Consider the following 22,616-nt stretch of genomic DNA (forward strand, 5'->3'; position numbering starts at 1 on the left):
CAAGGTTATTCAGTCCGTAAAGTGTTCACACTATGATAATGGAGACTCGTAAGGCGTCGCTGGATCGGGAATGGGAGGCACTAACGAGTAACCACGAACGAGAACTGGCTCGCGCTATCGACAGCTTCGAGCAGTTCCAGTCAGGCCACACAGTTGACCCCCTTGCGCTTGTTGGAGCCTATCGCTCAGGCAAAACGCAGCTCATCTACCACCTTTTCAACGAGGCATGGAACCGAGGGATTCCGGCGTTCTACGTCGGCGATCCGGGCGCGATGCTCTCTGAATTCGAAGCGAGCGACGAATCTGATCTCAACGAGTGGATCGACAGCCGGATCCAGGCACAACTCGAGGCATTCGAGAACGGGGCTGCCCCCGAGATAGATTGGTTCCCGAACGTTGATTCAGCGTCCAAACGCGATTTCGTGGAGGCACATGCCGATACCGTTGCGTCGGGAGATACGTCCCGGACGGCATTGTTTTTCGACGAGGTCGAGCAGTCCTACCGTGCATTCATCCAGGCAACCGACAAGGACGACGACAACCCACTCCGGAAAATCAACGATGGGCTCCAGGACACGATCAAGGTCTGGAGCTTCGGCATGATCTCGGCGTTCGAGTTCATTGGCGAGGCAGACTGGGGTCGGATGAAGGAGATTCGTATTCCACCGTTGTCAGTGGCTGACGTCCGAACTCTCCTTGCGGAACGCCGGCCCGATGCTACGGACCTCGCAAACATCATTTGGTGGCTTTCTCGCGGTCGTACCGGCATTATCATCAAGCTAATCGAAGAACTTCCGGATAACCCCGAAGAGGAGGCGGGCGAGTGGGTCCGAGATCTCGCCGATGCCAATTTCAAGGATACACGATTGATCAACAATCTTTGGACGGAACTCCCTCACGAGAGCTGGGACGATGCGATCACGTCGCTACTCTTCCAACCCGAGGGGCTTGAGAGCTGGCGGGTTCAGGGGGAAAAGGCCCTAAATTCGGAAACCTGTCTGACGATAGCGATCAACATCATCAAAGACGAATACGAGTTCGAGGACACGGACACCGGTCGGGACGCGCTTTCAATACTCGAACGGAACGTTGAACGGGTTGTTCAGGGGCTCGCCGTCGGTGAGGACCAACAGTTCCCTCAGTTCGGACTCCAGGACAATGCCCAAGCGGACGCGTTCTTGGACCTCATTAGTAACATGACCGTTTCCTTCGAGCCGGCAGGCGAAGAGCGACGGATGGCTATCGACGCTCTCGACGAACTGAAGGGCCGATTTGATACTCACTGGGTCCAGCGGGCATCCGACGCAGATGTCGTCGAAACGTCCGTAGCAACAGCAGCACCAGTACAAATCCGGGACGCCTTCCCACCGATAGCCGTCAATCCGGAGCGGGTGAGTGCGACCCCAAGTGACGACCTACGCCCAGAGATGGAGCGCGGGCTCACGCTTCAAACGGCACCCACCACGAACAAGACGGTCAGCATCCAGTTCTGCCCCACGGAGACGACGTTCCGGTCGGAACTGACCGAGCTCACAAACGGATTTGATATCACTGACCCAGCAATCCTCGTCGTTCCAGCTGACGAGGAATTCGATGCATCCCTTTCCGAAGCCGCAGAGGTGTATCAGCGACACTCTCTGCTCCAAGTCAGGGAATATCAGTCCAATCGGTTCTGGTCCTTCGTACTCAATCTCTTTGGCCGGCTCCGAAGCGAAGGATTCGACGATCCCTACACAGTCAACAACAGTATCAAATCGGACCTCCTCGGTCGCATCTCAGAACGTGAAGTCAGGAACACGATTGAAACCCTCTACGATCAGCTCGAACAAGTTGCCACAGAAGAGGCAGACTCGTTCGCAAGCGACTATCAGAACACGTATTCACTATCAACGAAGACGACGCTCCTCTGGGAGGAAGAGCGGCTTCAAGACGACACTCCTTACTGGTCGAACGGGCGGTTCGTCGAATCGACGATCGCGATTTCGTACCTGCCAGTCTTCGGCCCGGAATACGAATCTGGTCGAAATTACAGTCGGTTGCACAACCAGTTGAGTAACGCTATTTCGAATGATCTCGTGAGTGGGGGCGCGAATGGATTCAAATTCAAGGAATACTTCAGTGATATGTTCACCCAGAGCGGATATAGTGGCAACGTCACGACGGAACGAGCACACTATCGCGAAGGTGGACAGATTGCGCCGGCCGTGCAACAGACTCAATCCGCTCTTACCGCACTTGCAGAGCTGAATGACACCTCGAGCATAGTCTCAAAAATAGACAACCCTGATGTCGACGTCGCCGATGGGAATGTCCCTGTTGTCGGTGTCGCTGGGCTCTCGGATCTTGCATACGGTCTCTTCCGAGCGCTCCTGATACGGGGGCTGACAACTGGGTCCGATCCTGCCATCGACGTCCCGCAGCGGCTCGAGAATATCACGGACAATCTCAGAGATCAAAAAGAAACTGTCGAGGGATACATCGAGCAGGTCGAATCGCTTGACGAGAGGGTGACGCCTCCTGAATCGGTATCTGTTGGCACATGGATTGAGATCACTGCAGCTCGGCTTGAGCAGTACAAGACGAACCTCAAGGAGGTTATCAATGGAGTCACGGATCTTATAGACAAGTGTCAGGTGGATTCAACTGCGGCGCCGATCGGCTATCACTACTGGTTCCTTTTGCAAATCTACCTGGACGATATCTCGGATCAGATCGAAGACCTTCAGTCGGAAATTAGCCGTGCAAGTGTGAGCGATATCGATGAAGCAGTACAGCTGTTCGACCAAGTCTATTCGAGGGCAGAACATTCGGGGACCGTGTCAATGCATTTCTCCTCTCGTGAATCACTCCTCAAACGACTCGAAGACTACGGGAACGATGTGTTCGATCTCGAATCGCATCTTGGAGCAACATCGCTGAGTATCCCCGAAGATAGAGAGGACCTATCAGAGCTCAATGGAAGTGTTGAGACCCACAAACAGTATCTCACACAGCTCAATAACGACCTCAAAATGATCGAAGACGAGTCCGATGTTGTCGCCGAAGAATTGGAGCAAACCAAACGAGCATTAGTTGACCTCCTAGAGCCAGAGGAGGTGACGATCAATGACTGACGATCCTCCCGCTATTGTCACGGACGTGAGTGAGGTGGCCACGTCACTCGAAGAGCAGAAAAACGAGCTCCAGGACTTCCGGATGACGATCACGGAGTACGAGGATCGGGTGGAAAATATGAGCGAGTCAGAGCAGTCGGCTTTCTATGATAGTGCTGAGAACCTTTTGGAGACAGTTGACGATGCTACGACTGTCGATGATGTCCTGGAGCTTGAAGGGGAAGTGGAAGCGGCGATCCGGACCCCGCTCGAGCGAGTCGCAACCGAATCACTCGAACAGTTCTTGGATGAAGTCGAGCCTGAGCTGACGGACTCGACCAAAGAGGAGCTTTTCGAGGGACTATCCGATCGTATCCCGGAAGATCTCGAAACCATCGCCGAGACGTACCAAACACTAACGCCACGCGTCGGTGACCTGCCACCACACCTGCGCGATTCGCTTGCAACATATGTTGAACAAACACCGTCAGGCCTCTTGACGCCAACCCGGGATATCGAACCGCAAGTTACGAAGCTCGAACAGCGGTATGAGCAGCTTCAACGACTCGACACGGTTTTCGATGAGACCAGTGATTGGACACCGTCGATCACCTTCTCAACGACGGACCGTTTCTATAACGATCTAGACGAGACAATCCCTGTAGATCGGATCAACTCATCACTCGACACTATTCAGACCAAAGGGGAGACCTTGAGTGATGCGGGGCTTCCTGTCGAATCCCTCGTCACGTCAGAACTTGAAGAGGCGCTCAGCAATGCATCTGGGGACGATATCGATTCGGCCATCACTGACATCGCAACCCAGGTGACATCGCTCACAGAGAGGTACGAGAGCGTTGACCAACACATCGAAACGCTCGATACATTTGGGACTGAAGAGGGTCTGTTCGAAGAAGAAATAGACAGTCTACTTGCCCACCACAGAGAGCTGGGGATCGGCCCCTACGACTCCCTTGCCGATCTCGAAACGAGTATTAATGAATTAGACGCCGATATCAACCAGTTCATCGGGACGGTTCAGACCCGCCTGAAGGCACAGCGGAATATGGTCAACACACTCGAAAGTGAGGAACACGATGACCTCCCAGAGCTCAATATCGGGGCTGGAGGGCCAATCCTCCCTGTCCATGTTGAGGAGAATCTTTTTCAGGCACTCACTGATTGTAAGGCTCACGACGAATGGATCGCCGACCAGCTAGACACGTCTGGCCAGGATGTTGAGCGAGATGAGCTACTCGACATCTGGGTAGACCTCAGTGAAGGTGAGGAAGTCGAATTGACGGAGGAAGATAAAGAGGCTATCTTAGCGTTGGCTGACCGGCTTCCACTTAGCGTGGTGCTACGTGGCAACTGACGCACCTATAGACGACGTGGTCGCTGCATGCGAGGCTGGTGTAGAGTATCGTGGCGAACGTCGCGGATTCGATAAACAACGCGGTGTCCCCGATTCCGTGTTTTGGCTCCGACCGGCGGACGACCGACTTAACTGTCAACCATTACCCGTACTAATTGAGCTGGAAGGGACCTTTGCCGGCGCCGCATCCGATTTTGAGAAGTTCGCCGCACGACACGACGATACTGAGTATCAATACCACCTCGAATGGCCAGTTGTTGGAGCGACAAGTCGCGATCGGGTTGTCGAATCAATGCGATATGAGATCATCGGCATCCGGGCGAATCAACTCGCTAATTCCCATTCGATATCCGAGGGGGTCATGCACGAGGAGTTCAAGAGTTGGTTCGACCGATTTGCGCCGAAATTCGAGACAAGTGCAACGGTCCGTGATCATCTCTCTCCGCCTATCGTAGACTGGTCCATTGCGTTCAGGATGTTTGGCCATCGGTATGAGGTTCAGGTGCCGTTTTTTATCGGGGACGGCTCAGAGGTGGACTCCGACGTCCTTCGGCATGTCTCGACCCCCACCATACCCACCGTTGTTGTCGTGAACGGTAAGCACGATCAGCGGGATATCACGACTGCGTATCACGACACCGTCGTCGAATTCCCCTCGATCCACCCGATTCGGTTCAAAAGCTAGCTAATAGGCGCTCTAAGAAAATATCGTTAGTTACCCTGCTCTAGGTAGTGTTCAGATAAGCTGATTCCATGTGAAGGCGAACGTTTGAAGCCAATCTTCGACGGTATTTGTGTCGGGTGGCTGAAACAGTTTGAGAACTGGTTGGTGCGGCGTTTTATTCTCGAAAGATACGTTTGAGGTTCTGTATTCATCCTTATCTGAACACCGGCTATCGTGGATCCTCGACTAGTCGCCAAAGAGCGGTTGGTTCATGCAGATACTCCACACAATCAGCAGCATAGAGCCTATCCAAACGCTTCGTGACTGTAGGTCTGGATAAGCCTGTAAAGTCAACCAGAGCGCCGGTTGTGAGGTTCCCTCGACTTCGTCGCACCAGCGGACGAAGTGTCCGAGCCGGTACTTGTGGCCCGTGAGCGAGGCCTCCGAGAGTTCGTTTTCCTTATCTGCGAGGTACAGTTCAAGCGCGGTTTCGGCATCGATTGATTCGAGACTCATGGTCAGTTTTCTCCGGTCAGGCGAACCCCACGAGTCCCGGTTACTCCCCGTTCCGTTCCAACGGACGGAACGCCCGAAATAACCAAAAGGAAGCGCTGTCACGCCGAGTGACCAAGTCCTGCAGCGCCCACTTGAAACTTACCCGAACCAGTAACAACTGATTTCGGGGAGAAAAGTCCTTCTTCGCGGTGATTTCGCCGGAATTCGCTTTTCTCAGAGACGGCCATATTCTGATACCATCACGGTTCGTTGCGCGGCCCCCGCGCGTCCTGCGATTCCGTTCGCAAACGCGGGGGCTTGAACCTCCCAAACGCCGCGAGATACCCATTCCGACCGGAACACCAGAACCCCGTCGCACTCTGCCAATTCTCGACCGATCGGAACAGTCCGGAACCCTCCACACGAGGTTCATGCTTCCGACGTTCGCAGGACCGAGCATGGCGTCGAAAGGGAGTACCACAGGAGGAACTGTTGTCTACCGAACCGTCCAGAAGTCGCCGGCGATGATGGGTCGAACGGTCGGCCCGCTGTTCTCGACGATGGCGGAAGCGAAGGCGGTCGCCGAGGCGTTCGCGGAGCACGGACTGAACGCGGAGCCGACGACGTGGGAGCCCGTCGACGACCGCGGGACCGTGGAGATGGTGCCGGCGTCGACGCGGCACACGCTGGCGGTGGAGCCGGTGACGATCCACGAGTCGGCCGAGGAAGTGACGCCGGCGGAACAACGTTCGGGTGGTAGATCGTGAGTCGATGTGAGGGTCCGGACGACTCGACCAGCGACCCACACCCAACGAGGACTGACCCACCCCACCGCAGTCTGCGACGAGCACAGGGCACCCTGCGACTCTCGAACTGTGAGTCCCCGTCCCCGGTTTTAAGCACCGTCCGCGCGAGATAGACGACGTGAACTCGGACGCCGATATCGGTGGGCTGTTCGCGCCCGAACGCGTCGCCGTCGTCGGTGCGACGGAGCGTACGGGGTCGATCGGGGCCGCCATCCTCCGGAACCTCGACGACTTCGCGGGCGAGGTCGTCCCGGTGAACCCGAGCCGCGACACCGTGTTCGGGGAGCCGTGCTACCCGGACGTCGGGTCCGTTCCGGACCCCGTCGATCTGGCGGTGGTCGTCGTCCCCCCGCCGGTAGCCGTCGACGCCGTCCGCGGGGCCGGCGAGGCGGGGGTGCAGAACGTCGTGGTCATCACGGCCGGGTTCAGCGAGACCGGGACGGAGGGGGCACAGCGCGAGCAGGCGCTCCGCACCGTTGCCGCGGAGTACGACCTCAACCTCGTCGGGCCGAACTCGCTGGGCGTGCTCTCGACGCCGCCGGGACTCAATGCCACGTTCGGGCCGTCGAACGCGCTCCCCGGCTCGCTGTCCTTCATGAGCCAGTCCGGCGCGTTCATCACGGCGGTGCTGGACTGGGCCAACGACCAGGGTATCGGGTTCAAAGACGTCGTCTCGCTCGGGAACAAGGCCGTGCTAGACGAGTCGGATTTCCTCGCCCACTGGCGGGACGACCCCGAGACGAACGTGGTCCTCGGCTACCTCGAGGGCGTCGAGGACGGTCGGTCGTTCATCGACACGGCCCGCGAGGTGACACAGGAGACGCCCGTCGTGGTCGTCAAGTCCGGGCGGACCGAGGCCGGCGCCGACGCCGCCTCTTCCCACACGGGGACGATCGCCGGCAGCGAAGCGGCCTACGAGGCGGCGTTCGAGCAGGCGGGCGTCGTGCGCGCCGAGAACGTCCAGGAGCTGTTCGACTACGCTCGTGCGCTCGACGGGCTGCCGATCCCGGACTCCGAACGGGTCGGCGTCGTCACGAACGCGGGCGGCCCCGGCGTGATGGCGACCGACGCCGTCGGCGACTCGCGGCTCTCGATGGCGTCGTTCACCGACGGGACGCTCTCCGAACTCGAGGCGACGATGCCCGAGGAGGCGAACATCTACAACCCCGTCGACGTGATCGGCGACGCCGACATCGAGCGGTTCGAGACGGCGCTGGACACCGTCCTCGCCGACGACAACGTCGGCTGTGCCATCGTCATCTCCGCGCCCACGGCGGTCGTCGACTTCGGGGAGCTCGCCGCGGCGATCGCCGACCGGCAGGCCGAACACGAGACGCCCGTCGTCGCGTGTCTGATGGGCGGGGAGCGAACCGACCGCGCGGCAGAGCTTCTCAGCGAGGCGGGCATCCCGAACTACTTCGACCCGGCGCGGGCCGTCAGCAGCTTGGACGCACTCGCCGTCCAGCGGGAGGTAGAAGCCCGGAGCTACGAGGCGCCCGCTTCCTTCGACGTGGACCGGGAGCGAGCCCGGGAGATACTCGTCGACGGCGCCGAGCGCGGTGCGACACGGCTCGGCGTGGAAGCGATGGATATCCTCGACGCGTACGGTCTCCCGACCCCCGACTCGGAGCTGGTCGACGATCAGGCCGCCGCCGTGTCGGCTGCGGCGAGCATCGACGGTGACGTGGTGATGAAGATCGTCAGCCCGGACATCCTCCACAAGTCCGATATCGGCGGCGTGGCCGTCGGCGTCCCCCAGTCAGAAGTCGCCGACACGTACGAGACGCTCGTGACGCGGGCCCGGAACTACCAGCCCGACGCCACGATCCTCGGCGTCCAAGTACAGGAGATGGTGGACACCGACGCGGGGACGGAGACGATCCTCGGGATGAACCGCGACCCGCAGTTCGGCCCGATGGTGCTGTTCGGGCTCGGCGGGATTTTCGTCGAAGTGCTCGAAGACACGAGCGTTCGGATCGCCCCCGTCTCCGGGCGCGAGGCGGGCGAGATGATCGACGAACTCGACTCGGCACCCCTGCTCCGGGGGGCACGGGGCCGGGCGTCGGCGGACGAGGCGGCGATCGAGGAAGCCATCCAGCGGCTGAGCCAGCTGGTGACCGACTTCGACGCCATCCTCGAACTGGACGTGAACCCCCTGCTCGCCACCGCCGACGGCGTGCAGGCGCTCGACGTACGACTGACCATCGACCCAGACGAACTATGAACTCGCTACTCGTTACCTCGACGGACGAAGGCACCGGGAAGACCGCCGTCGCGCTCGCGCTCGCGCGACTCGCCGCCGACCGCGGCGCGGCGGTCGGCTACATGAAACCGAAGGGGACCCGCCTCCAGAGCAACGTCGGGAAGACGCTCGACGCCGACCCGATGCTCGCCCGGGAGCTGCTGGGTCTGGACGCCGAGATGCACGAGATGGAGCCGGTGGTCTACTCCCCGACGTTCATCTCCGGCGCCATCCGCGGCGAGGAGGACGTGTCGGCGCTGCGTGACCGCGTGCGTGACGCCTTCGACGGGCTCGCCGAGGGGAAGGAGCTGATGGTCCTCGAGGGCGCCGGCGACCGCGACACGGGTGCGGCCGTCGACCTCACTGACGCCGACCTCGCGGAGCTACTGGAGGCCCGCGCGGTGGTGGTCGCCCGGTACGAGGAACCCGGCGACGTCGACCGCATCCTCACGGCCGCCGAGCAGTTCGGCGACCGCTGTCTCGGCGTCGTGTTCAACGCCGTCTCCAGCGCCGCGTACGACGAGGTCGAAACCGACGTGGTCCCGTTCCTCGAGTCACGCGACATCCCGGTTCTGGGCGTCCTCCCGTGGGAACGCTCCATGGCCGGCGTCTCGGTCGAAGACCTCACGAACGAACTCGGAGCCGAATCGCTCACTGACGCCGACACCGGCGCCCTCATCGAGCGCGTGCTCGTCGGGGCGATGAGCGGGGAGAGCGCGCTCACGCACTTCCGGCGCACGAAGGACGCCGCCGTCATCACGGGCGGGGACCGGGCGGACGTCCAAGCCGCGGCGCTGGACGCCCCCGGCGTCAACTGTCTCGTGCTCACCGGCGGGCACCGCCCCTCGGGCGCGATACTCGGCGAGGCCGAGGAGCAAGGGATGCCGGTGTTGACCGTCCAGACGGACACGATCACGACGATCGAGCGGATCGAGTCCCTGATCCACGGCGGCCGCGTGCGGGACGAAGCGACCGTCGAGCGGATGCAGGAACTGCTCCACGCCCACGCCGACGTGGACGCCATCCTCGACTGAGAAACGGACGGCGATCTCGGTTCGGTACCCCGCCGCCGGTCAGTTCACGTACTCGCCGACGCTCTCGACGATCGCGTCGGCGTCGTACTCGTCCTCGTCGATGTCGAAGACCCCGTCGCCGTCGACGCGAACTTGGAAAACGCCGCCGTCGCCGGTGACCAGCGACACGCGATCGACTTGCAGCCCGTACTCCTCGAGGATCGCCCCTTGCAGGTCCTGTGCTCGGTCGCGGTGGCCACACGGGACGCAGTACTCGATTTCGACGCTCGTCATGCCGTCTATTGCTACGGACCGTTCCGTGGTAAACCTACTCACCCCGGAAACCGATCACCGCGTGTGCCGGAGGCAGGCGGCCGACTGCCGCTCGTTCGTGGACCGGAGCACCGGGTCGTCGCGCTCACACGGCGTCGCGAACGCTTCGAGTCGGTCGAGCGCGCGCTCGCGGTCGCCGCCGAGCACGTCGTCGATCGCGCCGTCGAGAACCGCCTCGGCGTCGTCGTCCGTGAGCGTCTCGGGAACGTCGTACGCCTCTCGGAGCGCCGTCGCCGTGTCGTGGCGCTCCGTGTCGATGTCGTCGTCCCGGAGCGCGAGTCGGAAGTCGAGCACCGCCCGGTACTCGCCGTCGTCGAACGCGTAGTCGTCGGGCGGGATGACCCGCGGGCAGCGCGGATGGAACGAACAGCCCGACGGCGGCTCGATCGGGTCGGGCACGTCCCCGCGGAGTTCGACCGTCCCGCCCCGGTTCCGCGGGTCCGGGTCCGGGATCGCGGCGAGCAGTCCCTCGGTGTAGGGGTGCTGTGGGTCCTCGAACAGCGCCTCCGTCGGCCCGATTTCGACGATCTCGCCGAGGTACATCACCGCGACGCGGTCACAGATCTGCCGCACCACGTCCAGATCGTGGCTGATCAGGAGGATGCCCAGATCGAGTTCGTCCCGGAGGTCCGCCAGCAGCGAGAGGATGTCCGCCTGGATGCTCACGTCGAGCGCGGAGACTGGCTCGTCGGCGACCAGCAGGTCCGGGTCGAGCACGAGCGCGCGGGCCAGCGCGATGCGCTGTTTCTGCCCGCCGGAGAACTCGTGGGGGTAGCGGTCGGCGTCGTCGGCCGAGAGCCCGATGCGTTCGAGCACGTCGGCGACGATCTCCCGCTGGCGCTCCTCGTCGCGCAGCCCGTGGGTCGCGAGCGGGTCGGCGATCGACTCGCCGACGGTCGCCTGCGGATCGAACGCGGAGTCGGGGTCCTGGAACACGACCTGTGCGTTCCGGCGGAACGCCTTCCGCTCGCTCCGGGACTGGTCGGCCACCGCCTCCCCCTGGAACCGGACCTCCCCGCCCGTCGGCTCCTCGAGGTGAAGCAGCGTCGTCGCCGCGGTGGACTTCCCGCAGCCTGACTCGCCGACGAGGCCGACGACCTCGCCGGCCTCGACGTCGAAGGAGATCCCGTCGACGGCCTTCACGTGGTCGGTCACCCGCCGCAGCAGGCCGCTCCGGACCGGGTAGTGTTTCTCCAGATCGCGGACCGAGAGGAGGGGTTCGTCAGTCATCGTGTTTGTCGGGGAACGACAGCGGTGGCTGGTGATCGTCGCCGTACAGGACGCAGGCGGCGTCGTGGTCGTCGCCGACGGGGTGGAACGCCGGCTGCTCGCCGGATCGACAGTCCTCGACTGCGTGGTCACAGCGCGGGTGGAACCGACAGCCGTCGGGCGGATCGGTCGGGTCGGGCGTGCTGCCGTCGATCGTGTCGAACGCCTCCCCGTGGCCCGGCAGGCAGTCGAGCAGCGCCCGGGTGTAGGGGTGGGCGGGGTTCTCGAACAGCTCGTACACCTCGCCGGTCTCCATCACCTTCCCGGCGTACATCACGACCACGCGGTCGGCGATCTCAGCGACGACGCCGAGGTCGTGGGTCACGAACAGCAGGCCCATCCCGCGTTCGTCCTGAATCTCGGCGAGCAGGCGGAGGATCTGGGCCTGTATCGTCACGTCGAGGGCGGTCGTCGGCTCGTCGGCGATCAGCAGGTCGGGGTCGCCCGCGAGCGCGATCGCGAGGACGACGCGCTGTTTCATCCCGCCGCTGAAGGAGTGGGGGTAGTCGTCGATCCGGTCGGCGGCGTCGGGGATGCCGACTCGATCGAGCAGGTCGATCGCCTCCTCCCGCGCCGCCTCCCTGTCGAGGTCACGGTGTGCGCGGACGGTCTCGACGACCTGCTCGCCGACGGTGTATACGTCGTCGAGCGCGCCCTGTGGGTTCTGGAACACGTGGGCGATCCGGTTGCCGCGGTACTCGGTCAGCTCCGACGCCGTGCAGTCGGTCAGGTCGGTGCCGTCGAAGCGGACCTCGCCGCCGGTGATCTCGCCGGCGTCAGTCGGGATCAGTCGCGTGATCGACTCGCAGGCGACGGTCTTCCCGGAGCCGGACTCGCCGACGAGACAGACGGTTTCGCCGGCCTCGACGTCGAAGGAGGCGCCGTCGACGGCCCGCACCACGCCGGCGTCGGTGTCGAACTCGGTGCGGAGGTCCCGCACCGAGAGCAGCGGGTCGCTCACGAGCTTCCCCCCTGCCGCGTGTCGAGCGCGTCGCGGAGGCTGTCCCCGGAGACGTTGAACGCGGCGACGGCGAACGCGAGCAGCGCGACCGCGAACGTCGTCACCCACCACTTCTGGTGCCACGGCATCACCTCGGACTCCAGCCCGACGCGGATCACCCGACCGAGCGACTGCGAGGCGATCCGGCTGAGGCTGAGATAGGCGAGCGCGACCTGTGCGAGGACGAGCAGCGGTACCCGGCGGCTGAGTTCGGTGACGATCGTCCCTCGGGCGTTCGGGACGATCCGGTCCCGCAGGATCCGCAGGTCGCTCGCGCCCGTCGCCCGCGCCGCCCGGACGTAGCCCGCCGACCGCTGCTGGAGGGCGTCGCTCCTGACGACGCGTGCGACGCCGCCCCAGTTGAGGAGGCCGAACACGCCGACGAACGCGAACAGGCCGCCGTCGGTGACGCCGGAGTACTCCCCGAGGAAGAACGTCGCGAGCAGGATGTAGACGACGATCGCCGGCACCGTCTGCTGAATGTCGACGTAGCGCATCAGCGCGTCGTCGACCCAGCCGCCGTAGTAGCCCGCGAGCGCGCCGACGACCGTGCCGACGACGCCGATGAGCACCACCGTCGGGAGGCTGACCTGCAGCGCGACGCGGATCCCGTAGACGAGCAGTTCGAGGACGTTCTCGCCGTAGCGGTTCGTCCCCAGCGGGTAGCGCCACGTCCCGTGGCAGTAGCCGTCGACGACCTTCCCGACGCAGTTGTAGTAGTGGACGTCGCCGACGAAGACACTGGTGTACACCGGCGGCTGGAGCCGGTACTTGAGCTTGGGGTAGCCCGTGTCGAAGAACAGCCCCGGCCCGAGCAGTCCGATCGCCGTGAGCACGGCCAGCGAGAGCAGCGCGGCCAGCCCGATCGGGTGCGAGCGGAGGCGTCCGAGCAGCCGCCGGGTCCGATCGAGGTCGGCCGCCAGCGGGAACAGCCCGTAGCGTGCGAAGAACACGGTGGCGACGAGGAGCAGCCAGTCCGCACGCGTCACGTCCCAGTTCAGGGCCGCGACCAGCTCCTCGGGGGCGACGATCGCGTCGTACGCGTACAGCGCGCCGAGCGCGAGGAAGGCGCCGACGAGTCCGATCGTCCGCTTTCGAACCGTGACTCCACGGTCGCGGGCCGCCCAGTCTACCTCGGTGAACGCCGCTGACTCGAAGTCCTTGGAGGGCATCGCTGTTCGCGGTTCTGCAAACCCTCAGGAAACTTTATAATACTTTATGTTGCAGATGATGCCGATGGACTCGGACGAGCGATCCGTCGACGGGTGGTCCCCGTGAGCTACGTCAGCTACCTCCTCCGTCGGTTCGCGTTCGCCGTGTTCTCGGTGTACGCGGCTGCGACGGTGATGTTCGGGTTCACCGTCCTCCAGATACGGCTGATCTTCCGCCACCAGCTCGCGTTCATGAACTGGGCGGGGTCGGACACGACCGAACAGGAGATCGAGCGGTTCCGGGAGTCGTACATCGCACAGCGAAGGCTGGATCACCCGCTGCACGAGCGCTACCTCGACTGGCTCGTCGATCTCACGACGCTTGAGTGGGGCCAGTCGATCGCGTACCGACAGCCGGTCGCGGCCGTCCTCGACGGGCGAGTGGTGACCACCCTGGAGTACGTCGTCCCGGGGGTCGTGATCGCCGTCGCCCTCGGGGTCCCGCTGGGCGTGCTGGCGGCGTTCGCGAAGAATGGACCCGTGGACTGGAGCGCCCGGCTGAGCACGTACGCGCTGCTCGGCGTCCCCGTGTTCATGCTGATCACGTACCTCCTCGCCGCCGTCCCGTACGTACCGGGCGGCGATGGGGGGCTGTCCGTCCACCCGCAGGTGGTCGCCGCCGTCGCGGTCGCGGCGAGCCTGCTGGCCGGCCAACTCCGGTTCAGCCGCTCGGCCGTGCTCGACCAGACGGGCCGGGAGTTCGTGAAGATGCTGCGAGCCAAAGGCGTCTCCCGGACCACGCTCGTGCGGCACGTGCTCCGGAACGCGGCGCTGCCGATCGTCTCGCTGTCGCTGAGCGAACTGCTGGCGGTGCTGGTGTTGAACATCTACGTGATCGAGGAGGTCCTCCCGATCGACGGACTGGCCCGGGTGAGCCTCGTCGCGGTCGAACAGGGCGACATGTCGCTGATCACGTGGACGACGCTGGTGATCGTCTTCCTCGGAATCGCCGGGAGCTTCCTGCAGGACGTACTGTACGGCTACCTCGACCCGCAGGTCTCCGTCGAGTGAACACGAACGGGGTTCCGCGGCACGTCCGTCCCGGCTCACCGGACCGGCGACGACCGAACTCGCCGGGGTGTGTCGCCCCCTGCGGTTCCGGAGGTCACAGGAAACTTTATACGACTTTCTGCTGCAGATGATGGCGATGACCTCGGACGAGCGACCCGTGGTCGGGTGGTCCCCGTGAGCTACGTCAGCTACCTCCTCCGGCGGTTCGCGTTCGCCGTGTTCTCGGTGTACGCCGCCGCGTCCGTGATGTTCGGGTTCACGGTGCTTCAGGCGCGGCTGATCCTCCAGAAGCAGTTGGCGCTCTTGCGGTACAACGGCGCACAGGAGTGGCAGATCGAACAGTTTCGGGAGGCGTATCTCGCCCGGCGCGGGCTGGATCGCCCGCTGTACGAACACTACGCCGACTGGTTCGTCGACCTCACGACGCTGAACTGGGGGCAGTCGATCGCGTACGACCAGCCGGTCGCGGCCGTGCTCGACGGACGCGTGGTGACGACGCTCGAGTACGTCGTCCCCGGCGTCGTCGTCGCCGTCGCCCTCGGGGTCCCGCTGGGCGTGCTGGCGGCGTTCGAGAAGGAGGGCGCCGTCGACTGGACCGCCCGGCTGAGCACGTACGCGCTGCTGGGGATTCCGGTGTTCATGGTGATCACGTACCTCCTCGCGGTCGTCTCTCCCGTTCGGGGTGGCCCGCTGGCCGGCGACGGGCCGTACGTCCACCCGCAGGTGATCGCCGCCGGCGCGGTCGCGGCGAGCCTGCTGGCCGGGCAACTCCGGTTCAGCCGCTCGGCCGTGCTCGATCAGACCGGTCGGGAGTTCGTGAAGATGCTCCGGGCGAAGGGAGTTTCCCGGCTCACGCTCGTGCGACACGTGCTCCGGAACGCGGCGCTGCCGATCGTCTCGCTGTCGCTGAGCGAACTGCTGGCGGTGCTGGTGTTGAACATCTACGTGATCGAGGAGATTCTCCCGATCGACGGGCTGGCGCGGGCCAGCCTCGTCGCGGTCGATCAGGGCGACATGTCGCTGATCACGTGGACGACGCTGGTGATCGTCTTCCTCGGAATCGGTGGGAGCTTCCTGCAGGACGTGCTGTACGGCTACCTCGACCCGCAAGTCTCCGTCGAGTGACGGCGATCGAGTGAAACGAAAGTGGTGACGCGTGCGCCGCTTCCCCCTCTCAGTCCTGCTGGTACTCCTTCTCGAAGCCGCGGAACTCGGTGCGGTGGGCCTCCTCCTCGGCGAGGATCGTGACCGCGAGGTCCTCGGTCACCGGGTCGTCCGCGGCCTCGGCGGCGTCGATGAGCGCACGGTAGGTGTCGATGGCGTCCTCCTCGGCGTCGAGCACCCCCCGGATCACCGAGAGCACGTCGGTCGAGTCCTCCGGCGGCTGGAGGGAGTCCTGCCGCGAGACGAACTCCGCCGAGCTCGGCGGCCGAGCGTCGAGCTGTTTGAGGCGGTTGCCCAGCTGCTCGGCGTGGGCCAACTCCTCCTGGATGTCCGTCTTGAGGCTCTCCTTGATCTCCTCGGCGCGGACGCCGTCGAGGACGATGGCGTTGGTCTGGTAGTTCATCACCGTCTCCATCTCGTCGCCGTACGCCTTCCGCAGCAGGTCGATGACTTTCTCGGAGCTCATGCAGCCTGATTTGTACCTAACGGGCGATATATCCGTCGGCGGCTCCCCCGAACCGGGAGGCGGCGACGCCCGCTACTGGTACGTGTGGACCTCGCCCGTCGTGTTCTCCTCGATGTACCCCCAGTCGTAGTCGACGCCCAGCCCCGGCCCCTCGGGGACGGAGACGGTCCCCCCCTCGACGGCCTCCATCATGTCCGAGTAGCCGCCCTCGTACACGGGCGGCTGGGTGTTCTGACAGTGCGGGTGGACCAGCGCCATCTCGTAGTAGTTGGAGTTGCGGCAGGCGGCGATGCAGTGGCGCTGTGCCGGCCCGGGCGCGTGGAACTCGATGTCGAGCCCGAACGCCTCGGCGACGCGGGCGACCTTGATCGCGCCCGTGATCCCGGCGTCGTACTCCGGATCCGCACGGAGGAAGTCCGTCGCGTCGTTCGCGGCGAAGTCGGACTTGAGTTCGAGCCCGCGGACGTGCTCGGTCTGCAGGATCGGCGTGTCGAGCTTCTGGGAGAGCTTCCGGTGGGCGTGCTGGGAGATGCCGCCGTCGCGGAACGGATCCTCGTACCAGAAAAAGTCCTGTTCGTCACACGCTTTCCCGAGTTCGAGCGCGTCGGCGAACGTCTCCAGTTCGCAGGCGGGGTCGTGCATCAGGTCCATCTCGTCGCCGACGGCCTCGCCGACCGCGTGGACCGCCTCGACCTCCCGGCCGAGGTCGCGGGAGGCGTCCCCGCCGCCCCAGCCGTGGATCTTGAAGCCGCCGAACCCCGCGTCGCGGCACTCCTCCGCGAAGTCGGCGAACGCCTCCGGCGAGTCGAGCCCGCCGGCGTCGTCGCCGTGGTACGTCGACGCGTAGGCGGGGATCTCGGTGCGGTAGGTGCCCAGCAGTTCGTGGATCGGCGCGTCGTAGTACTTGCCCGCGAAGTCCCACAGCGCGATGTCGATCGGTCCCATCCCCATCCGGTCGTACTTCCGGAGCGCCCGCTTGATCTCCGACCAGTGTTTCTCGCGTTCGAGCGGGTCCTTCCCGATCAGGTACTCCGCGATGATGTTGTACTGCGCCGCCGCCGGGGAGTTCCCGCCGACGTACTCGCCGGTGATCCCCTCGTCGGTGTGGATCTTCACGCCGAACAGCTTGCGGTAGGTCGTCTCGCCCGGCTCGTAGACGAGGTTGAAGCCGTGCTCGTCGGTCCCCACGTCCTCGAGTGGGTACTCGAACTCCCGGCTCTCGATCTTCGTGATGGTGGGAGCCATGCCCGCCCACTGTGGGGGCGGCGCGTAAAAATCCCCCCGAGGCCGACCCGACGGGGGGCTACCCCTCCAGCGCGCCCATCCGCCAGATCCCCGGCTCGTCGAGCCGGAACGAGCAGCCGACGTGGGGCACCTCCAGCACCCGCGGGTAGCGGAACGAGGCGGCGTGTTCGTGGAGCACCTTCGGGTCGGCGCCGACGCCCTGCCACATGTCGTGGTGGGTGGGGAGCAGCCGGTCGAGTTCCAGTTGGTTCGCCGCCTCGACGATCTGGTTCTCGTCCATGTACCAGCGCGTCCGCTCCCCGCGGCCGAGGTCGTACTTGTAGATCTCCCCGACGGATCCGAACGCCAGCGCCCCAACGTCGACGTCGAACTCCGCGGCAATTTCCGGGAACGCCTCGGCCGCCGGACGGCTGTCGCCGGCGTGAACGAACGTTCCTGACTCGTGTTCGACGACGTAGCTCACCGGCTCGATCGCGTCTGGGTCGTTCGCCCCGCGGACGTGGACGGTGAAGTCGCCGACCTCGAACGTCTCGCCGGCTTCGATCACGTTCCGTCGGTCCTCGGGGGCGTCGAGGTCGCCGTCGTAGTCCGGCGACTCGTAGGACGCCTCGGGCGCGTAGAGCGACGCGTCGAGGTCGTTCACCAGCGGCCCGTACGACGGCGGATGCATGTGGTCGATGTGCTCGTGGGTGACGAGCACGGCGTCGCAGTCGGTGGCGTCGGCGGGGTCGATCGGCACCGGGATCATGCGGACGATGTTCGGCGGGTCGCCGTCGCCGAAGTACGGGTCGACGTACAGCGTCGTCGACGCCGAGCGCAGCACGAACCCGTTACAGCCGAGATACCAGCCGACGACGCCGTCGCCGGGGTCGGTCGCCTCGATCTCCTCGCGAACGAACCAGTCGTCCCACGTCGAGTGAACCATGGCAGGGGGGTTCGGTGGGCGAGGGCAAATCGTTGGCGCCGGACGGGGCAGACGGGCGGCGCTCAGTTCCCCTGGATCGCGTCGATCACCATCGCGGCGGCGACGACGGGTTCGGTCGGCACGTCGCTCGCGTCGTCGATCGTCACGTCGTAGCGGTCCCGAAGCGAGAACTGCCCCTCGATGGTCCCGACGTGGTCGCCGTCGGCGTCGGTGATCTCGTACTTGTGGGGGATGAGTTCGCCGAACGGGAGCGAGTTTCGCGCCATCGTCGTGAGCGCGCCGCGGGAGTTGATCTCCGCGAGCTTGGCCTCCGTGTCGGCGTCACGGATCTTCCAAGTGTCCTGTAGCAGCGAGTAGTCGTTGTCCAGAATCACTACCTCCTCGTCGGTCGCGGCGTCGGTCAGCGTGTAGTCGCCCGCCACGTCGAGCATGCTTCCGGCGTTGACCTCGAACACCTCCTCGTCGTCGGCGTCGACGAACGGGAACTGCTCTTTCAGCTTCAGCATCTTCTGCTTCCCGCGCAGTACCACGTCCCCGTCGGCGTCGAGCGCCCGGAACTTGTTCCGGATCAGGCCCTGTTCGACGGTGTAGCTGTCATCGGCGAGTTCGATCCGCTCGAGATCGTAGTCGTCGGTCACACTCGTCGGCTGCCGCCCGACCATTGAAAAAAGCTCGTCCCTCGTTATCAGTCGAAATACTGTACGGCTGGACGGGAGCTACCCGCGGCCGACTCAGTAGCTGTCGTACACCGTCTTCGAGATGGTGTAGAAGTCGAGGCCGGCCTCGCCCTGCTCGCGGAACGTCTCGCTGGAGGAGGCCTTCATCCCGCCGAAGGGGACGTGGAGTTCGACGCCGGTGGTCTGCTGATTCACTTTCACCACGCCTGCGTCGATGTCGTCGACGAAGCTGTTGGCCTCGGTGTGGTCGTCCGTGACGATGCCCGCCGAGAGCCCGTACTCCACGTCGTTGGCGACCTCGAGCGCCTCGTCGTAGCCGCTCACGGGGATCACCGACAGCACCGGCCCGAAGATCTCCTCCTGTGCGAGCCGGCTGTCGTTGTCCACGTCGGCGAACACCGTCGGCTCGACGAAGTACCCCTTCCGGTCGATCGCGTCGCCGCCGGTCGCGAGGGTCGCGCCCTCCTCCTGCCCGACTTCGACGTACTCCAGCGTGCTCTCGAGTTCGTCTTTGCTGACCTGCGGGCCCATGTCGCCGCCCTCGAGACCGTTACCGGGCTCGATCGCCTCGGCCTGCTCGACGATCGCGTCGACGAACTCGTCGTACACGTCCTCGTAGACGATCGCCCGAGAGCAGGCGGTACAGGCCTGTCCCGTCACGCCGAAGGCGCCCCAGGAGACGATCTTGGCCGCCTTCTCGACGTCCGCGGAGTCCGAGACGACCGTGGGGTTCTTCCCGCCCATCTCGAGTTGGACGCGCTTGCCGTCCTCGGTCGCGGTGTCGTAGACGATGTCGCCGACCGCGGCGCTGCCGGTGAACGAGACGGCGTCGACGGCCTCGTGACCGGCGACGACGCTGCCGACCTCGCCGCCGGGACCGGTGACGACGTTGAGCGCGCCGTCGGGGAGACCGGCCTCGTCCAGCGCCGCGGCGATCTCGTGGGTCGGGCCGGGCGCGAGCGTCGCGGGCTTGATCACCGCGGTCGTGCCGGCCGCCAGCGCGGGCGCGATCTTCCACGCCGGGATCGCGATCGGGTAGTTCCACGGCGTGATCAGGCCCGCGACGCCGACCGGCTCCTGCTTCGTTCGGAGCACCGTGTCGCCGCCGCTGGCGCTCTTGACCTCGCCGCCGATGTCGCGGGCCTTCGACCCGTAGTAGTCGAAGATGTCGATGGCGCGCTGGACCTCGCCGCCGGCTTCGGCCTCGGTCTTCCCCTCCTCGCGGACCAGCAGTTCGGTCAGTTCCTCCTTCTTGTCTGCGAGGATCTGACTCGCCCGCGAGAGGATCCGACCCCGCTTCGGAGCGGGCGTGTTGCCCCACTCCTCGGTCGCCGCGGCGGCGGCCTCGACCGCACGCTCGGCGTCCGACGCACTGGACTTGGGGTAGGTGCCGACGACCTCGTCGGGGTTGGCGGGGTCGTGCGTGTCGAACGTGTCGCCGCTCTCGGCGTCGATCCACTCGCCGTCGATGAGGTTCGATCTGCTCGCCATGTCCGACCGTTGTAGCGGTCGGCGGATAACCCTTTACGCTGCGGCTTCCCCCCGGAGATTTATGCCCCCCACGCGCCGCAGTCCCCGCATGCGCTACTACCGCCACGAGCGCGACGGCGACGCCCGCCTGCTCGCCGTCGCCGACGGGGAGGCCCGCGACCTGACGGCGATCAAACCCCGGCTGGCGTCGTTCCGCGACCTCGCCGCGGCCGCCGACGTCGCGAACAGCGGCGTCGACGCGATGGCCGCCGACCTGTTCGCGGAGGCGCCGGTCGTCGAGTTCTCCGTCGTCGAACTCGAACGCCCCGTTGCGCCCGAGGAGGTGTGGGCCGCCGGCGTCACCTACGAGATCAGCGAGCAGGCTCGCGAGGAGGAGAGCGGGATGGCCGACGTCTACCTCGACGTGTACGACGCCGAACGCCCGGAGATTTTCTTCAAAGCGACCCCGAGCCGGACGGTCGGCCCCGGCGGCGCGATCGGCGTCCGGGGCGACTCGGACTGGAACGTCCCCGAGCCCGAACTGGGGCTGGTGCTGTACGACGGCGAGATCGTCGGCTACACCGTCGGCAACGACGTGAGCAGCCGCGAGATCGAAGGGGCGAACCCGCTCTACCTCCCACAGGCGAAGGTGTACGACCGCTGCTGCTCGATCGGTCCCTGCGTCGTCGGCGCCGGCAGCGTCCCCGACCCCCACGACCTCGGGATGTCGATGCGCATCGAGCGCGACGGCGAGACCGTGTACGACGACGCCACCTCGACCGCTGAGATGGCCCGGACCTGTGAGGAACTCGCCGACTGCTGGCGCGCCCACAACGCGGTGCCGGAACTGGGCGTACTGCTCACCGGCACCTCGCTCGTCCCCGAGGGCGAGTTCACGCTCCAGCCCGGCGACACGGTCCGCATCGACATCGAGGGGATCGGGGAGCTGGTGAACCCCGTCGTCGAGGTCTGATCGACGGTCGGAGGGCACCGTCACTCGCCGGACGAGGGGGGAGTAGCCGACGCCCCCGCCAGTACCCGCCCGGGGGAGAAGTTCGCTGCCAGACGGAGATATCGCGTTCTGAGAAGGGTCAGCCGCGGCCGCGGTCCGGTCCGGGGCGGTCGCGCTGCGTCGCTGGTCCGTCGGGCCCGCCGCTGGAGCGCCCCGGCCGCGGCTTCGATCGAACGGCGGCGCTCCCGGACCGATAGTTCACGGGGTGGGGGAGTTCGTCACGGCGTGGCCGGGCGGCGATGCCTTCGCGCCTACCACTGCGCGGCGCCGGGCGACGACTGCGGCTATCCGCGCAGGAATCGTTGGGCTTGCCGCGCGACCGCCGTTCGGAACGCCGACTCGTCGATCGCTCGTCCGCCCCCGAACAGCCGGCCGTGCTCCTCGCGGTACACGTCTTCCAGCACGCGCTCCCGGAGTTCGTCGACGGTCGGCGCCTGCCCGCACTCCTCGAGTCGTGTCGCGACGCGCTCGAACCGGCGATCCGTCGCCACCGCGGCCGCCAGCGAGTCCCCGCCCTCGGCGTCGATCGGATTCTCGGACTCTCCAGAAATTTCGGGATTTCTGAGCAGTGCGCGCCCGCCACGCTTGTCGCGAATTACGACGCCCGCGGCGGCGCCGTCGTACCACGCCGATTCGGGGAACCGGTAGCGTTCGGGGTCGAAGTCCCGGCTGTGGAGTTCGCGTTCAACAGCGTTAGCCGGGTCGAGGCCGAGGCGGTCGAAGATGGCTTCGGCAGCGGCCGGTGGCCGGAAGGTGTCGGCATCGCCGGCGGATACATCGGCGCCGAGAAACGGCGGCAGTCTGTCCCAGTCGTAGTCGATCCGCTCGCGGTGGGTCGCCCAGCCGACGAACGTGACGCTGCTCACGTCGTCGACGGCATCTCGGAGCGCCGCACGGTCCAGTCGCTCCCGGACGTGCCGGACCGCGCGGCGACACTGTCGCGGGATCGCGTCGTCGTCGCGGTAGACGCGCTGCTCGCCGCCGAAGCGGATCGCGCCCGACTCCCCGATCCGGAACCGGAGGAGCGACCCCTCGACCGCCTCCAGCAGCCAGAGGTGGCCCGCGAACTCGGGGACGGCCTCGTCGTCGATGGCGGGGATGGGCGGATACTGCTGCACACGTGCGATCGGACGGCTGGCCGGGTAT

20 protein-coding genes are annotated in these 22,616 nt (G+C 65.1%); 9 read left to right on the forward strand and 11 right to left on the reverse strand.

Annotated features, from left to right (window positions below):
• Positions 1-38: 38 nt before the first annotated feature.
• The 3 genes from ACYQZ5_RS06385 to ACYQZ5_RS06395 are packed head-to-tail and all read left to right on the forward strand — an operon-like array spanning position 39 to position 5,152.
• Positions 39-3,113, forward strand: coding sequence for a hypothetical protein (locus tag ACYQZ5_RS06385; protein ID WP_379730386.1), 3,075 nt, complete (start codon positions 39-41; stop codon positions 3,111-3,113).
• Positions 3,106-4,467 (forward strand): hypothetical protein, encoded by a 1,362-nt coding sequence (locus tag ACYQZ5_RS06390; RefSeq protein WP_379730387.1) that lies wholly within the window; start codon positions 3,106-3,108, stop codon positions 4,465-4,467. The genes ACYQZ5_RS06385 and ACYQZ5_RS06390 overlap by 8 nt, the downstream gene beginning before the upstream one ends.
• Entirely contained in the window at positions 4,457-5,152 is a 696-nt protein-coding gene (locus tag ACYQZ5_RS06395) for a hypothetical protein (protein ID WP_379730388.1), read from the forward strand. Before ACYQZ5_RS06390 ends, ACYQZ5_RS06395 begins: the two co-directional genes overlap by 11 nt.
• A 225-nt stretch (positions 5,153-5,377) precedes the next feature.
• Here ACYQZ5_RS06395 and ACYQZ5_RS14870 read toward each other — a convergent pair whose 3' ends face one another.
• Positions 5,378-5,647 (reverse strand): hypothetical protein, encoded by a 270-nt coding sequence (locus ACYQZ5_RS14870; RefSeq protein WP_487247224.1) that lies wholly within the window; start codon positions 5,645-5,647, stop codon positions 5,378-5,380.
• A 503-nt stretch (positions 5,648-6,150) separates the two neighbouring features.
• Here ACYQZ5_RS14870 and ACYQZ5_RS06405 point away from each other — a divergent pair.
• The 3 genes from ACYQZ5_RS06405 (at position 6,151) to ACYQZ5_RS06415 (ending at position 9,708) form a co-directional block, all read left to right on the forward strand.
• On the forward strand, positions 6,151-6,393 hold the full coding sequence (locus ACYQZ5_RS06405) for a hypothetical protein (protein ID WP_459845529.1): 243 nt from the start codon (positions 6,151-6,153) through the stop codon (positions 6,391-6,393).
• 157 nt (positions 6,394-6,550) lie between these two features.
• Positions 6,551-8,656: an acetate--CoA ligase family protein gene (locus ACYQZ5_RS06410; protein WP_379730392.1), complete on the forward strand. Its 2,106-nt coding sequence runs from the start codon at positions 6,551-6,553 to the stop codon at positions 8,654-8,656.
• On the forward strand, positions 8,653-9,708 hold the full coding sequence (locus tag ACYQZ5_RS06415; protein WP_379730393.1) for a phosphotransacetylase family protein: 1,056 nt from the start codon (positions 8,653-8,655) through the stop codon (positions 9,706-9,708). The genes ACYQZ5_RS06410 and ACYQZ5_RS06415 overlap by 4 nt, the downstream gene beginning before the upstream one ends.
• 39 nt (positions 9,709-9,747) lie before the next feature.
• On the opposite strand, the gene ACYQZ5_RS06420 is transcribed toward ACYQZ5_RS06415, so the two are convergent.
• Genes ACYQZ5_RS06420 through ACYQZ5_RS06435 form a run of 4 tightly spaced genes read right to left on the reverse strand, consistent with a single transcriptional unit; the run spans position 9,748 to position 13,461 of the window.
• Positions 9,748-9,981, reverse strand: coding sequence for a SelT/SelW/SelH family protein (locus tag ACYQZ5_RS06420; RefSeq protein WP_379730394.1), 234 nt, complete (start codon positions 9,979-9,981; stop codon positions 9,748-9,750).
• 54 nt (positions 9,982-10,035) lie between these two features.
• Positions 10,036-11,250: an ABC transporter ATP-binding protein gene (locus tag ACYQZ5_RS06425; protein ID WP_459845532.1), complete on the reverse strand. Its 1,215-nt coding sequence runs from the start codon at positions 11,248-11,250 to the stop codon at positions 10,036-10,038.
• Positions 11,243-12,250: an ABC transporter ATP-binding protein gene (locus tag ACYQZ5_RS06430; RefSeq protein ID WP_379730396.1), complete on the reverse strand. Its 1,008-nt coding sequence runs from the start codon at positions 12,248-12,250 to the stop codon at positions 11,243-11,245. Before ACYQZ5_RS06430 ends, ACYQZ5_RS06425 begins: the two co-directional genes overlap by 8 nt.
• Positions 12,247-13,461, reverse strand: coding sequence for an ABC transporter permease (locus tag ACYQZ5_RS06435; protein ID WP_379730397.1), 1,215 nt, complete (start codon positions 13,459-13,461; stop codon positions 12,247-12,249). Before ACYQZ5_RS06435 ends, ACYQZ5_RS06430 begins: the two co-directional genes overlap by 4 nt.
• A 102-nt stretch (positions 13,462-13,563) precedes the next feature.
• Here ACYQZ5_RS06435 and ACYQZ5_RS06440 point away from each other — a divergent pair, with 102 nt between their 5' ends.
• Together ACYQZ5_RS06440 and ACYQZ5_RS06445 are read left to right on the forward strand one after the other, a co-directional pair.
• The gene (locus tag ACYQZ5_RS06440; RefSeq protein WP_379818237.1) at positions 13,564-14,511 is read left to right on the forward strand and encodes an ABC transporter permease; all 948 of its coding nucleotides are present in this window, start codon (positions 13,564-13,566) and stop codon (positions 14,509-14,511) included.
• Between the two features lie 174 nt (positions 14,512-14,685).
• A complete protein-coding gene (locus tag ACYQZ5_RS06445) occupies positions 14,686-15,636 on the forward strand; it encodes an ABC transporter permease (RefSeq protein WP_379818238.1) in 951 nt (316 codons plus the stop codon).
• A 49-nt stretch (positions 15,637-15,685) separates the two neighbouring features.
• On the opposite strand, the gene ACYQZ5_RS06450 is transcribed toward ACYQZ5_RS06445, so the two are convergent.
• From ACYQZ5_RS06450 to xacF, 5 genes are all read right to left on the reverse strand, one after another.
• A complete protein-coding gene (locus tag ACYQZ5_RS06450) occupies positions 15,686-16,141 on the reverse strand; it encodes a ferritin-like domain-containing protein (protein WP_379731891.1) in 456 nt (151 codons plus the stop codon).
• Between the two features lie 72 nt (positions 16,142-16,213).
• Positions 16,214-17,386: a mandelate racemase family protein gene (locus ACYQZ5_RS06455; RefSeq protein WP_379731889.1), complete on the reverse strand. Its 1,173-nt coding sequence runs from the start codon at positions 17,384-17,386 to the stop codon at positions 16,214-16,216.
• 58 nt (positions 17,387-17,444) lie between these two features.
• Positions 17,445-18,311 (reverse strand): MBL fold metallo-hydrolase, encoded by an 867-nt coding sequence (locus ACYQZ5_RS06460; RefSeq protein WP_379731888.1) that lies wholly within the window; start codon positions 18,309-18,311, stop codon positions 17,445-17,447.
• 62 nt (positions 18,312-18,373) lie between these two features.
• The gene (locus tag ACYQZ5_RS06465) at positions 18,374-18,973 is read right to left on the reverse strand and encodes an LURP-one-related/scramblase family protein (protein WP_379731887.1); all 600 of its coding nucleotides are present in this window, start codon (positions 18,971-18,973) and stop codon (positions 18,374-18,376) included.
• 69 nt (positions 18,974-19,042) lie between these two features.
• Positions 19,043-20,479, reverse strand: a complete 1,437-nt coding sequence (gene xacF / locus ACYQZ5_RS06470) for a 2,5-dioxovalerate dehydrogenase (protein WP_459845536.1) — start codon at positions 20,477-20,479, stop codon at positions 19,043-19,045.
• An 88-nt stretch (positions 20,480-20,567) separates the two neighbouring features.
• Here xacF and ACYQZ5_RS06475 point away from each other — a divergent pair, with 88 nt between their 5' ends.
• On the forward strand, positions 20,568-21,431 hold the full coding sequence (locus tag ACYQZ5_RS06475) for a fumarylacetoacetate hydrolase family protein (protein ID WP_379732696.1): 864 nt from the start codon (positions 20,568-20,570) through the stop codon (positions 21,429-21,431).
• Between the two features lie 323 nt (positions 21,432-21,754).
• On the opposite strand, the gene ACYQZ5_RS06480 is transcribed toward ACYQZ5_RS06475, so the two are convergent.
• On the reverse strand, positions 21,755-22,588 hold the full coding sequence (locus ACYQZ5_RS06480; protein ID WP_379732680.1) for a hypothetical protein: 834 nt from the start codon (positions 22,586-22,588) through the stop codon (positions 21,755-21,757).
• Positions 22,589-22,616 lie beyond the last annotated feature (28 nt).

The organism is Halolamina salina, from assembly GCF_054653455.1.